This window comes from Mangrovibacillus cuniculi, from assembly GCF_015482585.1.
GTDB lineage: Bacteria > Bacillota > Bacilli > Bacillales > R1DC41 > Mangrovibacillus > Mangrovibacillus cuniculi.
Map to the genome: position 1 here is coordinate 1,588,043 of NZ_CP049742.1, position 15,831 is coordinate 1,603,873.

The 15,831-nt window shown below is 39.2% G+C and carries 14 protein-coding genes and 1 pseudogene; all 15 read right to left on the reverse strand.

All coding sequences use genetic code 11. The annotated features are described in order from the left end of the window. Nucleotides 1-36 precede the first annotated feature (36 nt). On the reverse strand, nt 37-1,038 hold the full coding sequence (gene floA / locus G8O30_RS08135) for a flotillin-like protein FloA (protein WP_239671597.1): 1,002 nt from the start codon (nt 1,036-1,038) through the stop codon (nt 37-39). 4 nt (nt 1,039-1,042) lie between these two features. Then, nucleotides 1,043-2,368 (reverse strand): NfeD family protein, encoded by a 1,326-nt coding sequence (locus G8O30_RS08140; RefSeq protein ID WP_239671598.1) that lies wholly within the window; start codon nt 2,366-2,368, stop codon nt 1,043-1,045. A 231-nt stretch (nt 2,369-2,599) separates the two neighbouring features. After that, nucleotides 2,600-3,046: a GatB/YqeY domain-containing protein gene (locus G8O30_RS08145; RefSeq protein WP_239671599.1), complete on the reverse strand. Its 447-nt coding sequence runs from the start codon at nt 3,044-3,046 to the stop codon at nt 2,600-2,602. An 11-nt stretch (nt 3,047-3,057) separates the two neighbouring features. Next, nucleotides 3,058-3,231 carry a 30S ribosomal protein S21 gene (gene rpsU, locus G8O30_RS08150; protein WP_239671600.1) on the reverse strand — a complete coding sequence of 58 codons (174 nt, stop codon included), beginning with the start codon at nt 3,229-3,231 and terminating at the stop codon, nt 3,058-3,060. A gap of 505 nt (nt 3,232-3,736) precedes the next feature. Continuing rightward, nucleotides 3,737-4,408 (reverse strand): deoxyribose-phosphate aldolase, encoded by a 672-nt coding sequence (gene deoC / locus G8O30_RS08155; protein ID WP_239671601.1) that lies wholly within the window; start codon nt 4,406-4,408, stop codon nt 3,737-3,739. A gap of 160 nt (nt 4,409-4,568) precedes the next feature. After that, nucleotides 4,569-5,927, reverse strand: a complete 1,359-nt coding sequence (mtaB, locus tag G8O30_RS08160; protein ID WP_239671602.1) for a tRNA (N(6)-L-threonylcarbamoyladenosine(37)-C(2))-methylthiotransferase MtaB — start codon at nt 5,925-5,927, stop codon at nt 4,569-4,571. A gap of 5 nt (nt 5,928-5,932) precedes the next feature. Then, nucleotides 5,933-6,433 carry an RsmE family RNA methyltransferase gene (locus tag G8O30_RS08165; protein ID WP_338040611.1) on the reverse strand — a complete coding sequence of 167 codons (501 nt, stop codon included), beginning with the start codon at nt 6,431-6,433 and terminating at the stop codon, nt 5,933-5,935. Beyond that, nucleotides 6,433-6,684, reverse strand: a complete 252-nt coding sequence (locus G8O30_RS16200) for an RNA methyltransferase PUA domain-containing protein (RefSeq protein ID WP_338040612.1) — start codon at nt 6,682-6,684, stop codon at nt 6,433-6,435. The genes G8O30_RS08165 and G8O30_RS16200 overlap by 1 nt, the downstream gene beginning before the upstream one ends. A 3-nt stretch (nt 6,685-6,687) precedes the next feature. After that, entirely contained in the window at nt 6,688-7,632 is a 945-nt protein-coding gene (gene prmA, locus G8O30_RS08170) for a 50S ribosomal protein L11 methyltransferase (RefSeq protein WP_239671603.1), read from the reverse strand. 19 nt (nt 7,633-7,651) lie between these two features. Beyond that, nucleotides 7,652-8,779 (reverse strand): molecular chaperone DnaJ, encoded by a 1,128-nt coding sequence (gene dnaJ, locus G8O30_RS08175; RefSeq protein WP_239671604.1) that lies wholly within the window; start codon nt 8,777-8,779, stop codon nt 7,652-7,654. A gap of 154 nt (nt 8,780-8,933) precedes the next feature. Continuing rightward, nucleotides 8,934-10,766, reverse strand: coding sequence for a molecular chaperone DnaK (gene dnaK, locus G8O30_RS08180; RefSeq protein ID WP_239671605.1), 1,833 nt, complete (start codon nt 10,764-10,766; stop codon nt 8,934-8,936). A gap of 30 nt (nt 10,767-10,796) precedes the next feature. After that, nucleotides 10,797-11,354 (reverse strand): nucleotide exchange factor GrpE, encoded by a 558-nt coding sequence (gene grpE, locus G8O30_RS08185; RefSeq protein WP_239671606.1) that lies wholly within the window; start codon nt 11,352-11,354, stop codon nt 10,797-10,799. A gap of 259 nt (nt 11,355-11,613) precedes the next feature. Then, nucleotides 11,614-12,641, reverse strand: a pseudogene (gene hrcA, locus G8O30_RS08190) (heat-inducible transcriptional repressor HrcA). A 98-nt stretch (nt 12,642-12,739) separates the two neighbouring features. Continuing rightward, a complete protein-coding gene (hemW, locus tag G8O30_RS08195) occupies nt 12,740-13,876 on the reverse strand; it encodes a radical SAM family heme chaperone HemW (protein WP_239671607.1) in 1,137 nt (378 codons plus the stop codon). 80 nt (nt 13,877-13,956) lie between these two features. Then, complete coding sequence (gene lepA / locus G8O30_RS08200) at nt 13,957-15,789, reverse strand: translation elongation factor 4 (protein WP_239671608.1); 1,833 nt, start codon at nt 15,787-15,789, stop codon at nt 13,957-13,959. Between the last annotated feature and the right edge of the window lie 42 nt (nt 15,790-15,831).

The following is a 15,831-nucleotide window of genomic DNA, read 5'->3' on the forward strand; positions in this document are numbered from 1 at the left end:
CTCCTATGATCATTCGAATTTAGAAGGTTTAGTTTGTTACTGACGATCGTTATCACCTTTTTTAGGGTCTGTTAATTTACCAATGGACTCACGCATTTCTGTATCTGATTCCACATTTTTTAAGTTAATGTAATCCATTACTCCAATGTTACCAGAGCGTAAGGCTTCTGCCATAGCTTGTGGAACTTCCGCTTCTGCTTCCACAACTTTCGCACGCATTTCTTGAACTTTTGCCTTCATCTCTTGCTCTCTTGCAACGGCCATTGCACGACGTTCCTCTGCTTTCGCTTGTGCAATATTTTTATCAGCTTCTGCTTGTTCTGTTTGTAATTCCGCACCAATGTTTTTACCGATATCAACGTCCGCAATATCGATGGACAGGATTTCAAACGCTGTCCCTGCATCTAAACCTTTAGATAAAACTGTTTGAGAAATCATATCTGGGTTTTCTAAAACTTTTTTATGGTTATCAGAAGAACCTATTGTGGAAACAATACCTTCCCCAACACGTGCAACAATTGTTTCTTCTCCTGCTCCACCTACTAGACGTTCAATATTTGCACGAACTGTAATACGAGCTTTTGCTTTTACTTCAATACCATCCATCGCTACACCCGCAATAAACGGTGTTTCAATAACTTTTGGATTAACACTCATTTGTACTGCTTCTAATACGTCACGACCTGCAAGGTCAATAGCAGCACAACGCTCAAATGATAATTCAATATTGGCACGGTGAGCAGCAATTAAAGCATTTACAACACGGTCTACATTACCACCTGCAAGGTAGTGACTCTCTAATTGGTTTGTTGTAACGTCTAACCCTGCTTTATGTGCTTTAATTAATGGATTAATTACTCGACTTGGAATTACGCGACGTAATCTCATACCGATTAACGTGAAGATGCTAATTCGAACCCCTGCAGCTAATGCAGAAATCCATAGCATAACTGGAACAAACGTTAGGATTACTCCTAACAAAATGACACCTACTACTATGATTAGTAGCAAAGTAATGGTTCCTGGATCTAATACCATTGAATTATTCCTCCTTAGATTGAGTCAACGCACGAACGACAATGCGAGACCCTTCTACTTTAATAATTTGTACTTCTATATGAGAAGGTAAGAAACCACCTTCTGAAACGGCATCAAGCCGTTCGTTCTCTAACATTATAGTTCCACTCGGGCGGAGTGGAGTAACAGTAACAGCTGTTCTTCCTACAATTTCTAGCCTATTTACATTTGATACATATCCTAATTCAGTAGTGGTAGCGTCTCGCAAAATTAAACGATTCCATAATCGCATTCTTTTACCAAATACTTTAGCTAATACAACCATAGCAACGATGACAACAACAAAAGATATAAGGATGGCATATCCCATTTGTACAATGTCACCTCCAGCCAATAAAATACTACCTACAACACCAAGAGCACCTAAAATACCAAGAATGCCTCCTGGGACAAAAAACTCCAAAATAATAAGCACTGCCCCAATGATAAACAATAATATCGCTTCATATCCAGCCAAACCAGCGACTAGATGTCCATAGAAGAACAAGAGTAAAGAGCTTAACCCCATAGTTCCTGCAATACCGAATCCCGGTGAATATAATTCTACCACTAACCCTAGTCCAGCTATGGATAGAAGGATTGGCACAACAACTGGATTTGTAATAAAGCGTGCTAATTTCTCTACAAAAGTTTCTTCAACAGACAAAACTTGAGGATTTTCTATCGAAAGGTCCGCAAATATATCGTTTATTGTACTAGCAGAACCATTGGAGTAACCTACTTCTTCAGCAGTTCTAGTGGTCAATGTTAAAAACTTACCTTTCCCCGCATCATATTTAGGAAGATCGATATCTGCATTCGTCATTGCTTGTGCATAAAGAGGGTCTCTACCATGACTCTCCGCAGCAGAAGTCATAGCCGCATACCAATAACTTTGAACCTTTTGACCTGCTGCATTCCCTGCACCATCAATCACGCCCGCTGCACCCATTTGAGCATTGGGGTGCATATAAATGTAATCTGCATGAAGAGAAATGTATGCGCCAGCAGAGATAGCTTCTGGATTTACGTAAGCGATAATTGGAATATCAACAGAATCTAATAATGAGCCGATATCTCTTGCTGCATCAACAACTCCTCCAGGAGTATCAATGTCTAACACAATATAATCTGCTTGTTGTTCCTTTGCTTCTTCCATGCCTCTTGTTAGAAATTGCAACAATCCTTTTTCTACTTCATTTTGTAAAGGAATAACAAATACTTTTTGTTCCCCTTTCGCAAAAGTTACGATTGGATTTATCAAAGAGAAGCAAAGTAGCAGTAGCCATGAAATAATAAGCCACCTTCTCATTGGGTCCCTCCTTTTCCTGTCTTATTGTTATGTACGTATCAGGATTAAATAGGTTTCACTTTATTTTATGCAATAAAGAACTAAATTACGAAAAATAATATGTGATCAACTTCTTAGGAAGAAAACAGTAAGGTACAAATTGTAAGAAATCACTATACCCCAATTGTTACTCTAAGAAAGAAGTAATTTCTCTATGTAAAAAGGCTACCGATAAAACCGGTAGCCTTAAGCTTATGAAAGCAATTGTTGAACTAATTTATTCACAAGAGATCCATCCGCACGGCCTTTGACCTTCGGAATGACAGCTCCCATGACTTTCCCCATATCAGCTTTAGAAGATGCCCCAACATCTTGGATGGCTTCTTGAATCACGTTACGTAACTCTTCTTCTGAAAGTTGTTGAGGTAGATAAACTTCTACGTAAGTTAATTCATTGCGAACTTTATCAACAAGGTCTGGACGACCTGCTTTATCGAATTCATGAAGGGAGTCCTTGCGCTGTTTGACTTCACGAGAAAGAACTGTAAGCTCTTCTTCTTCTGTCAAATCTTGCTTACCTAGTTTGATCGCTTCATTTTGTAAAGAAGCTTTTATCATACGTATAACAGTAAGCTTCTCTTTTTCTTTAGCTCGCATCGCTTGCTTCATATCGTCATTTAAACGTTCAAGAAGATTCATCTAAACACCTCTTACCACTTGCGTTTTCTAGCTGCTTCAGACTTCTTCTTACGTTTTACGGATGGTTTCTCGTAGAACTCACGTTTTCTAGACTCTTGAATTGTACCTGCCTTAGATACAGAACGTTTGAAGCGTCGAAGAGCATCCTCTAGTGATTCGTTTTTACGAACAACTGTTTTTGACATCTCGTTTCCCTCCCTCCGAACACACACTACAATTAAACAATTAACTGCATGAAAATACCATGCACTATCTGATTATAAACGATACAAAAAAGAAGGTCAACCCTAAAAAGAGAAATGGTTATTTGGTTGAATTTAAGAATAGAAATAGACAAAATCCTTAGTGACTGCACCGGGATTTCCGCTGCAGGGGGACGCTTTCCGCCTCGAAAAGCGGAAGGCGCGCGTTTAGCCACGACAGGAAAGTTCAGAAGACCGAGGAGGCAGTTCTTCAGCCACCGGAGGGCTTTTGGACTTTCCCGAGTGGTTGCGCACCTGGAGCTAGACATTTAACCTTTTCCGCAGGAGTCGCCCCCCTTCCGCTCCAATCCCTAAAGATAAATATTTATTATGCATTATTTCTGCAGAACTATGAATTTAGCACCTAATACTTAGACCTTTTATAATTAAAAAACAGGTATAGTCTTAAAAGACTGTACCTGTTTTAGCTCTTATTGACATTTATATCTTAATAATCGCTATCAGCCGTTAGACCTTGGACGATTTTTACTCCTGAGCTTGCTCCGATACGCGTTGCTCCTGCTTTTGTCATTGCAGCTGCATCTTCAGCTGAACGCACTCCACCAGATGCTTTTACTCCTAAGTCTGGGCCAACTGTTTTACGCATTAATGCGATGTCTTCAACCGTTGCTCCTCCAGTAGAGAATCCAGTAGATGTCTTAACGAAATCCGCACCTGCTTTAACAGATAGTTCACAAGCACGTACTTTTTCTTCGTCTGTAAGAAGGCATGTTTCAATGATTACTTTTGTTAATGCTTTTCCTTTTGCAGCATCTACTACTGCTTTAATGTCACGAAGAACTAACTCGTCATTTTTATCTTTTAGTGCACCGATATTGATGACCATGTCTACTTCTGTCGCACCGTTTTCAATAGCATTTGTTGTTTCAAATGCTTTTACTTCTGGAGTAGATGCGCCTAGAGGGAAACCAATAACCGTACATACGTCCACACCTGAGCCTTTTAGTTGCTCAGCAGCATAGTTAACCCAAGTCGGATTAACACATACAGATGCAAATCCGTATTCGCGTGCTTCTGTACATAGTATTTCTACTTCTGCAGTTACAGCATCTGCTTTTAATAACGTATGATCAATTAGTTTTGCTACATTTGTTGTCATTTTAAAAACCCCTTTAACAAGTTGTATGTACCTCTTACAAAATAATATCATTTTTTCTTCATTAATACTATTATATTGTCGCAAATTGTCGTATTTATGACCAGAATCCGTAAATGTTACATACAAAACCCTCTCTACCTTACGTAGAGAGGGTTTCAATTTAAGCATTAGCTGCAGATTTTAAAGTGGACTTCTCTTCTTCCATCACACGTACAAACGTACCTTCATTGTATGGATAGCCCGCTTTTGTCATTTTGACTCTTACTAATTTTCCAATCATAGACTCATCAGCAGGGAAAACTACTTTTAAGTAGTTAGAAGTATATCCTTCGTATAAACCACTTTCTCCATCTTTTTTAAATTTCTCTTCTGGAATCACATCTACTACTTGATCTTCAAAACGTGAAGCATATTCTTTCGCTAATTGATTAGATAATTCAATTAGACGATGAACTCTTTCATTCTTCACTTCTTCATCAATTTGATCATCCATTCGTGCTGCTGGTGTACCAGTACGTTTAGAATAAGGGAATACATGTAATTCAGAGAAACCATGTTCTTGAATAAAGGTATATGTCTCCATAAATTCTTCTTCTGTTTCACCTGGGAACCCAACGATAACATCAGATGTAATCGCTAAATCTGGTAATGCTTTTTTCAGTTTAGTTAATCTTTCTCCGAAGAATTCCATCGTGTACTTACGTCTCATACGTTTTAACACTGTATTGGAACCTGATTGCAGTGGTATGTGTAAATGATTAACCACAATGTTAGATTGTTCTAAAACATCAATCACTTCATCTGTTAATTGACTAGCTTCAATAGAAGAAATACGTAATCGTTTTACACCTTCAACATTTGCTTCAATATCACGTAGTAATTGCGCTAAGTTATAATCTTTCATGTCTTCACCGTAACCACCTGTGTGAATTCCAGTTAAAACAATTTCTTTATAACCAGCATCAACTAGTTGTTGCGCTTGACGAACCACTTCTTTTGGGTCACGAGAACGCATTAATCCACGAGCCCAAGGAATGATACAGAAAGTACAGAAGTTATTACAACCTTCTTGGATTTTTAAAGACGCACGTGTACGATCCGTAAAAGCAGGAACATCCAGTTCTTCGTACACTCTGTTCTTCATGATATTTCCTACACCATTGATAGGTTGACGCTCTTGTTTATATTGCTCGATATACTCAAGCATTTTCACACGATCTTGCGTTCCTACAACAATATCGACACCTGGTATTGCCATAATTTCTGCAGGTGAAGTTTGTGCATAACAACCTGTTACACATATAACTGCGTCTGGGTTTTTACGAATCGCACGACGAATAACTTGTCTACTTTTCTTATCACCCGTGTTTGTTACGGTACATGTATTGATTACATATACATCAGATGCTGCTTCGTAATCAACTCTCTCGTAGCCATTTTGTTTAAATAGTTGCCAAATCGCTTCAGTTTCATAGTGGTTTACTTTACACCCAAGCGTATGGAATGCTACTGATGGCATTTTGTTCACCTCTCTAATTCTAGCTTATAAGATAGCGCACTTAATGCATAAAGCGGCGCTGTTTCTGCTCTAAGTATTCGTGGTCCAAGTGCACAAGCTACAAACCCTTTGTTTAGAAGCTGTGTCACTTCTTCTTCTGTTAGTCCACCTTCTGGTCCAAACACCATCATAACAGAATTTGACGACTTCATCGATTGTAAAACTGTGGAAAAATTAGTTGTGTCTCCTGATCTAGCTTCTTCTTCATACGCAACTATTTTATGGGTATACTCATCAGCAAGTTGAAGTAATTGTTTTAACGTGACAGGAGAATCCACATTAGGAACGACTTGTCGATGAGATTGCTCTGCTGCTTCACTCGCAATCTTCGTCCATCTCTCGACTTTCTTATCACCCTTCTTTTCATCCCATTTAACAACAGATCTCGCTGCCTTAAGTGGAATAAATGAATGTGCACCTAGTTCTGTTCCTTTTTGAATAACGTATTCCCATTTATCGGCTTTCACTAGCCCCCAACCACTGAAACAGTAACAGGTAGCTCTACTTGTTCCTGTATTTCTTTGGTAAGAGTAAATAGAGGTGGATTCGTTTCCGCATTTGTTAGGGTGTAGATACCTGTTTTCTTATCAGTAAAAACAAAGTAACAGCTATCTCCTTCTTTCATCCTCATCACACGAATCATGTGATGAAGTTGGTCTTGTGACAAAGAAGACTCTTGAAATTGTTTCATCGGGATATCAAGAAAATATCGTTGCATCAGTTACTCTCCTTGTTTCTTTGCGATAATAGCTACCCAATCTTCCATCGTTAATACTTCTTCGATATCAAACCCAGCACTTTCTACAGCAGCTTTAACCTCATCTTTTTTCCCATTAATAATTCCGGAAGAAACAAAGTATCCACCAGGTTTCACTAGACGTCCAACATCATCTGTGAAACGTAAAATAACCTCTGCAAGGATATTTGCTACAATGACATCCACTTGTTCTGTTACACCTTGTAGTAAATTCTTTTGCGCTACGGTTACTTGATTGGCTACATGGTTTAATTCAATGTTTTCTTTCGCTGTTTTTACTGCGACTTCATCCAGATCATATGCATCTACGTGCTTTGCGCCTAACTGCGCTGCTGCAACAGATAACACTCCTGAACCAGTACCAACATCAATCAACATGTCACCCTTTTTAACCGTACGCTCAAGAGCTTGAATACACATAACAGTTGTCGGGTGCGTTCCTGTCCCAAAAGCCATACCTGGATCTAATTCAATAATTAACTCATCACTACTTACTGGAGTGTACTCTTCCCAAGTAGGGACAACAGTAAATCTTTCCGAAATTTTTACAGGGTGGTAATATTGCTTCCATGCAGTTGCCCAATCCTCGTCGTTCACTTCTGTAATTGTCACTACATTTTTCCCGATATCAATTTGGAATTCTTGTAGATTTGTAATATTTTGCTTAATTTCTTCTATTGTTTCTGTTAAGAAACTAGTTACAGGAAGGTATGCTTTCACATACACCCCCTCCGAAGGGTAATCTTCCTTTTGGAGCTGATAGATTTCACCGAACTGGTCCTCGCGCTCCTTCGTTAATTCCGTTGGGTCTTCAATTACTACCCCACTCGCTCCTGCTTCGTGCAAGATATTTGAAATTGGTTCTATTGCCTCATTTGTTGTATGAACCGAAAGCTCAGACCACTTCATTACTACCAGCTCCTTCTACTTATTCACCTTTAAATGCACGTTTGACACGGTCAAAGAAACCTTCATGTTGTTCTTCCACTGTTTCTCCTGTAGCATCTCCAAATTCTCTTAATAGTTCTTTTTGTTTCTCTGTTAACTTAGATGGAGTAACGACTTTTACAATAACAAATTGATCTCCGACTCCATATCCTCGGACATTAGGAATACCTTTTTCTTTTAAGCGGAAACGTCTACCGGTTTGCGTTCCAGCTGGTACTTTTAACATGACATGTCCATGGATAGTAGGAACCTTAATTTCATCTCCAAGTGCTGCTTGCACAAATGTAATAGGCATTTCGCAATAAACGTCATCACCATTACGCTCAAAGAAATCATGTTCACGAACAGAGAAAACAATGTATAAGTCTCCAGGAGGTCCTCCGTTCACACCTGGTTCTCCCTGACCACTTAAACGTAATTGTTGTCCATCGTCTACTCCTGCTGGAATCTTCACAGAGATTTTTTTGCGTTTTGTTACTTTTCCTGCTCCACTACAAGTAGAACATTTTTGTTTTATATCTTTACCAGTTCCTTGACAGTGATGACACGCTCTTCTGTTGACAATTCGACCAAAAGGCGTATTCTGCTCTTGGTTTAATTGGCCAGAACCTCCACAATGTTTACAAGTTTCAGGTTTTGTACCTGGCTTCGCACCAGATCCATGACACGTATCACATGTTTCTTCACGTGGAATTTGGATTTCTGTATCCTTCCCAAATGCAGCTTCTTCAAATGTGATATCCATTGTATATTGTAAGTCTGCTCCTTGGCGAGGGGCATTAGGGTCACGACGACGTTGACCGCCACCTCCAAAAAAGGTGTTAAAAATATCTTCAAACCCGCCAAATCCACCGAAATCTCCACCACCAGCGCCACCAAAGCCTTGATTTGGATCAGTGTGACCAAAGCGATCATAATGCGCACGCTTTTGATCATCGCTTAATGTCTCATAAGCTTCTTTCACTTCTTTAAATTTATCATTAGCGTCAGCTGCTTTATTAATGTCCGGATGATATTGTTTAGATAATTTACGGTAAGACTTTTTAATCTCTTCTTTAGAGGCGTCTTTTCCTAGCCCAAGGACTTCGTAAAAATCTCTTTTACTCATAGATTAACACTCTCCCGTTTCGTTTCACATAACGATTATTGTAACAAAGCAATAGTAGTTGTGGCAATGTTAACGTTAGTTATTAGGTAAATTATTATCTATCATGGAAAAAGTCAAAGCCGCTATTCGACTTTGACTTTTCCGTTACTTCATCTTACTTTTTCTCGTCGTTTACTTCAGAAAATTCTGCGTCTACAACGTCGTCAGCTGCATTTTCTGCATTTCCTTCTGCGCCTTGTGCTGCCTGCGCTTGTTTTGCAGCTTCTTCATACAGCTTCATAGATAAGTTTTGTACGATCTCAGAAAGAGCGTCTTTCTTCGTACGAATGTCCTCTAGGTCATTCGCTTCAATAGCTGCTTTCAGCTCATCTTTCGCTGTTTCAGCTTTCGCTTTTTCTTCCGCATCTACTTTATCTTCTACATCTTTTAATGTCTTTTCTGTTTGAAATACTAATTGGTCAGCTTCGTTGCGTAAGTCCACTTCTTCTTTACGCTTTTTATCCGCTTCCGCATTATCTTCCGCTTCGCGTACCATACGATCAATCTCGTCATCTGATAATCCAGAAGAAGATTTAATCGTAATGTTTTGCTCTTTCCCTGTACCCATATCTTTAGCACTTACGTTTACGATACCATTTTTATCAATATCGAATTTCACTTCGATTTGAGGTACGCCACGTGGTGCTGGTGGGATATCCGCTAACTGGAAGCGACCAAGTGTTTTATTGTCAGCAGCCATCGAACGCTCACCTTGAAGCACGTGAATGTCAACTGCTGTTTGGTTATCTGCCGCAGTCGAGAACACTTGAGATTTTGAAGTAGGGATTGTTGTGTTACGGTCGATTAACTTCGTGAACACACCACCCATTGTTTCAATACCTAGAGATAATGGAGTAACGTCTAGTAGAACAACATCTTTTACATCTCCAGTTAAAACTCCACCTTGAATCGCTGCACCCATCGCAACTACTTCATCTGGGTTAACACCTTTATGAGGATCTTTACCAGTTTCGCGCTTAATTGCTTCTTGAACCGCTGGAATACGAGTTGAACCACCAACTAAGATGATTTTATCGATTTCAGATGGTGCTAGACCAGCATCCTTCATCGCTTGACGAGTAGGAGCCATTGTACGCTCTACAAGGTTTGCAGATAGTTCATCGAATTTCGCACGAGAAAGCGTCATTTCTAAGTGAAGAGGACCAGCTTCTCCTGCCGTGATGAAAGGAAGAGAGATTTGTGTAGAAGTTACACCAGAAAGATCTTTCTTCGCTTTTTCAGCTGCATCTTTTAAACGTTGAAGAGCCATTTTATCTTTACCAAGATCAATGCCGTTTTCTTTTTTGAACTCAGCAACTAGGTGGTCGATAATTACTTGGTCAAAGTCATCTCCACCAAGTTTGTTGTCACCAGCAGTAGAACGCACTTCGAATACTCCATCTCCTAATTCAAGGATAGATACGTCGAATGTACCACCACCAAGGTCATAAACAAGGATTGTTTGATCTTCATCCATTTTATCTAAACCGTATGCTAATGCAGCAGCAGTAGGTTCGTTAATAATACGCTCTACTTCAAGACCTGCAATACGACCAGCATCTTTGGTAGCTTGACGTTCCGCATCGTTAAAGTAAGCAGGAACAGTAATAACTGCTTTCTCTACTTTTTCTCCAAGGTATTCTTCCGCATATCCTTTTAGGTATTGAAGAATCATTGCAGAAATTTCTTGTGGAGAGTATTCTTTGCCATCCACCGTTACTTTATGGTTAGTACCCATATAACGTTTGATCGACATGATAGTGTTAGGGTTTGTAATAGATTGGCGTTTCGCTACTTCCCCTACTTGTTTCTCATCATTTTTGAACGCTACAACAGAAGGTGATGTACGGTTACCTTCTGGATTCGGAATTACTTTCGCTTCTCCGCCTTCAAGTACTGCTACGCATGAGTTTGTTGTACCTAAGTCAATACCAATAATTTTACTCATTTTTAATTACCTCCTTAAATTATATGTAATTTATTCATTTACTTTAACCATCGCAGGACGAATCACGCGATCGTGTAGTTTGTATCCTTTTTGGAATACTGCTGTTACCGTGTTTGGTTCAGCATCTGGTGTAGACTCTTGCATTACTGCTTGGTGTAAGTGTGGATCAAATGCAGCACCTTGCGCATCGATTTCTTCAACACCTTCACGTTTAAGGGCATCTTGTATTCCTCGATAAACCATTTCCATACCTTGAAGTAGAGATTGCGTTTGTTCGTTTTCCGTCTCTACTTGAAGAGCACGTTCAAAGTTATCTAGGCTAGTTAAAAGGTCCGTAACTAAACTTTGTGCACGGAATTTTTTGTTTGCCTCTTCATCTAATTGAACACGACGTCGATAGTTGTCAAAGTCCGCACGAAGTCGAAGATATTTATTTTCAGATTCCTCTAACTTGGCAGTAAGCTCATTAGTTGAACCTTCCGTAGTTGTATCCTCTTCTACCTCTTCAGCGAATACCTCTTCCACAACCTCTTCTTGTGTATCTTGTTGAGTTGTTTCTTCTTGGTTTGTTTTTGCTTCGTTTGTCATGTTCTCACCTCCTTATAAAGAAATGCTGTAGGCGCGCGTTTAGCTGCGGCAGGGAACTTGGGAAGACCGAGGGCTTGTGCGTGAGGCACTGTCTTCTACGTTGGTGACGTGATGTCACCTGCACTTAGTAGAAGGTCCTTTATAATCTCCACCACAGGGCTTTCCGAGTTCACAGAGCAGTTGCGCACCGAAAGCTGGACACCTTCCGAAATGCTGTAGGCGCGCGTTTAGGCGCACCTATTGCATGTATCAGCTTTACTTATTTTTGATGAAAATTTGTTAAAGCTTTGGATAGGTCGTTTGTAAATAAATCTAACAAACTAATGACACGAGAGTATTCCATTCTTGTAGGACCTAGGATAGCAATCGACCCTACTGGTACTTGCCCAATGGAATAGGACGCAGTAATGATACTACAATCATCCATCTCATGTACACCCATTTCTTTTCCAATTTTCACATGTATACCGCTTGGTGTTTCCTTAAACAACTGAAGAATTCCTTCTTCTTTCTCCATCAATTCCATGATAGAGCGTAGCTTTTGGATATCATGAAACTCAGGTTGAGATAGAATATTTGTTTTACCACCAAAGAAGACTTTTTTGGAGCACTATCTTCCATTGAATACGTAAGTCGATCAATAATAGTTTCAAATTGATTAATTTGATTCTTTAGGAAGAGTGCTAGCTCTTTATACATATAATCTTTTAATTGGTGAAGAGGGATATTTCGCAATTTATCATTAAATAAACGAACCATTACCTCTAAGTTTTCCCAGTTCAGTGAGCTTGGGATTGTTACTGTATGATGCTCTACATGCCCCGTGTCCGTAACAATCATTGCTACTGCAGTATTCTCTGTCAAAGGGACTAATTGTAAACTTCGAAATTTATGTTTTTTCAGGGCTGGACCAAGAACGATGGACGTATAGCTAGTTAAGTCAGAAAGAATGGATGCTGACTTTTGTATGACTTGTTCGGTCTCATATATATGATCGTCAAATACCGATCTGACTCTTTCCACCTCTAATGGATCTAATGAGCCAGGAGATAAGAGATGGTCTACATAGTACCTATAACCCTTTTCTGAAGGCACACGACCTGATGACGTATGCGTTTTTTCGATCAACCCAAGTTCCTCTAAGTCTGCCATCTCATTTCTGATGGTGGCAGAACTAAAAGATAGTTGTTCCTTTTTTGATAATGCACGTGAACCTACTGGTTGGGCAGAACGAACGAAGTCATCAACGATAACTTGCAAAATTAAAAGCTGACGTTCTGTTAACACATTCATCACCCCTGTTAGCACTCTTTTGTGTTGAGTGCTAAATCTAAGAATAAATTATCAAAAACCATACCATCTGTCAACGATGTTGCATAAATCTCTTATTCAATTACGCCAATAAATTTTTCAAACACTTGATTCCCTAAAAACCTTCCCTTGTCAGTAAGTCGGACACCAACTTCATCTGATTGAAGAAGTCCTTCGCCTATCGCTTCCTCTATTGGAGAATGAAACACGTCTACCAGTTGCACACCAAATTTTTCATAAAATCTAGCTGCACTGACACCTTCCACTTTTCTTAAACCGAGGAACATCTCTTCTTCCATTCTTTCTACTCTTGTTACTTCATGCGTATGGTTTGTTGGTCTATTCCCGTTTTCCACCGCTTTAATATATTGGTTGACAGGTCCGATATTTGAAAGTCGTTTACCCAATTCATACCCATGTGCACCTGCTCCTAAACCGATATATTCTTCATTATCCCAATAAACTTTATTATGCTTACTCTCAAATCCCTTTTGAGCAAAGTTACTGATCTCGTATTGATGTAAACCATGTTGAGAAAATACATCCATTACTTCTCGATACATATCAGCTTCAAGCTCTTGAGGAGGTAGCGATAACCTGCCTTTTCGATGCATGTTATAAAACACTGTTTTAGGTTCTACAATTAACGAGTACGCTGAAAAATGAGGTAGTTCTAACTGCACGGCTTTTTTAAGCGTATCTTTCCATTGATCCATTGTTTGACCAGGTAATCCGTACATGACATCTATGGATATATTCGTAAACCCATTATTAGTTAGTAAGTCAATTGTTTCTCTAACTTCTTTTTCTCGATGCGTTCTACCTATCTTCTCTAGCAATCCCGTATCGAAGCTTTGTACTCCTAGACTAACTCTATTTACTCCTCCAGCTCTTAACACAGATAGTTGATCGGCGCTTATGTCTCCTGGATTCGCTTCAATCGTAAATTCCACATCACTACTTATCGGTATAAACTTCTCAATCCCCAACATTAAACGTTCCAGTTGCTTTGCTGAAAGCGCTGTCGGTGTACCTCCACCAATAAAAATAGTTTCAACTGGTTCTATTAACAGAGGAGAAACCATCTCTATCTCTCTCAATAACGCATCCACGTATTGATCAACTGGCTGATTTTTTAAAAAGACTTTATTAAAATCACAATAATGACATATATGGTGACAAAAAGGGATGTGTATATAGATTGATTTCATTTCTTTCCCACCTTTACCAACTAAATCTTCTAAACGGAAAAGGGAAGACACGCATTGGCGTTCTCCCCTTCCTTGTTTGATTATTTGTTATTTGTATCGTCCATTTTAAGAACCGCCATAAACGCCTCTTGAGGAACTTCTACAGATCCAACTTGCTTCATACGTTTCTTACCTTCTTTTTGCTTTTCTAACAATTTACGTTTACGGGAGATATCTCCACCATAACATTTTGCTAATACGTTTTTACGCATTGCTTTAATTGTTGAACGAGCAACGATTTTTTGACCTACAGCAGCTTGAATCGGTACTTCAAACTGTTGACGTGGAATTAGTTCTCGAAGTTTTTCTACAATTACTTTCCCACGTTCGTATGCAAAATCTCTATGCACGATGAAACTTAGAGCATCGACCTTTTCTGCATTTAACAGGATATCCATTTTCACTAGTCTAGATTCTTTATACCCTATTAATTCGTAATCAAAGGACGCATATCCTTTTGTATTAGATTTAAGCGTATCAAAGAAATCATACACGATTTCAGAAAGAGGAATTTCATAAACAACCCCAACACGAGTATCATCTAAGTATTGCATATCAATGAAGTTACCACGTTTAATCTGACAAAGCTCCATAACAGCACCAACGTAATCATTCGGTACCATAATTGTCGCTTTTACATATGGCTCTTCAATAAAGTCAATTTTTTGAGGATCAGGCATGTTCGATGGGTTATCAATGTTTAATTCTTGTCCGTCTGTCATCGTTACTTTATAAATAACAGATGGAGCTGTCGTGATTAGATCGATTTTAAATTCACGTTCAATACGTTCTTGAATGATTTCCATATGAAGTAATCCTAAGAAACCGCATCGGAAACCAAACCCTAGTGCTTGAGATGTCTCTGGCTCAAACTGAAGAGCAGAGTCATTTAGTTCTAATTTTTCTAAAGCTTCACGAAGATCATTGAACTTCGCTGTATCGATTGGATACAGACCACAATAAACCATTGGATTTAATTTTCGGTATCCAGGTAGTGGCTCTAGAGCACCATTCTTCGCTGAAGTAATCGTGTCACCTACACGAGTATCTCCGACGTTTTTAATAGCAGCTGTTAAATATCCTACATCTCCTACAGTCAGTTCTTCTAATCCTGTAGCTTTTGGTGTGAATACACCAATTTCAGAGACTTCAAATTCTTTCCCAGTCGCCATCATTTTAATTTTATCGCCAACTTTAACTGTTCCATCGATGATACGGATGTACGCAACAACCCCACGATATGGATCGTATAGCGAGTCAAAGATTAGGGCTTTTAACGGAGCGCTTGGGTCACCCGTTGGAGCAGGTACTTTTTGTACGATTTGTTCTAGGATGTCTTCAATACCAATACCCGCTTTTGCAGAAGCTAACACTGCATCAGATGCGTCTAATCCAATAACCTCTTCAATTTCCCCACGAACGCGTTCTGGATCCGCTGCTGGCAAGTCAATTTTATTGATGACAGGCATGATCTCCAGATTGTTATCTAGTGCTAGATAAACATTCGCTAGAGTTTGTGCTTCAATACCTTGGGCAGCATCTACTACAAGAATTGCACCTTCACAAGCTGCAAGACTTCTAGATACTTCGTATGTAAAGTCGACGTGTCCCGGTGTATCAATTAGATGGAAAATATATGTTTCTCCATCTTTTGCTTCATATCGTAATTGTACAGCATTTAGTTTAATCGTTATTCCACGTTCACGTTCTAGGTCCATGGAATCTAATAGCTGCGCTTTCATTTCACGAGCTGTTAGTGCTTTTGTTTTTTCTAAGATACGGTCAGCTAACGTAGATTTTCCATGGTCGATGTGAGCGATAATGGAAAAGTTACGAATTCTATCACGTCTTTTAATTCTATCTTCATGATTCATGTCATTCACTCCTACTACCTTACACGATTACATACACTTCAA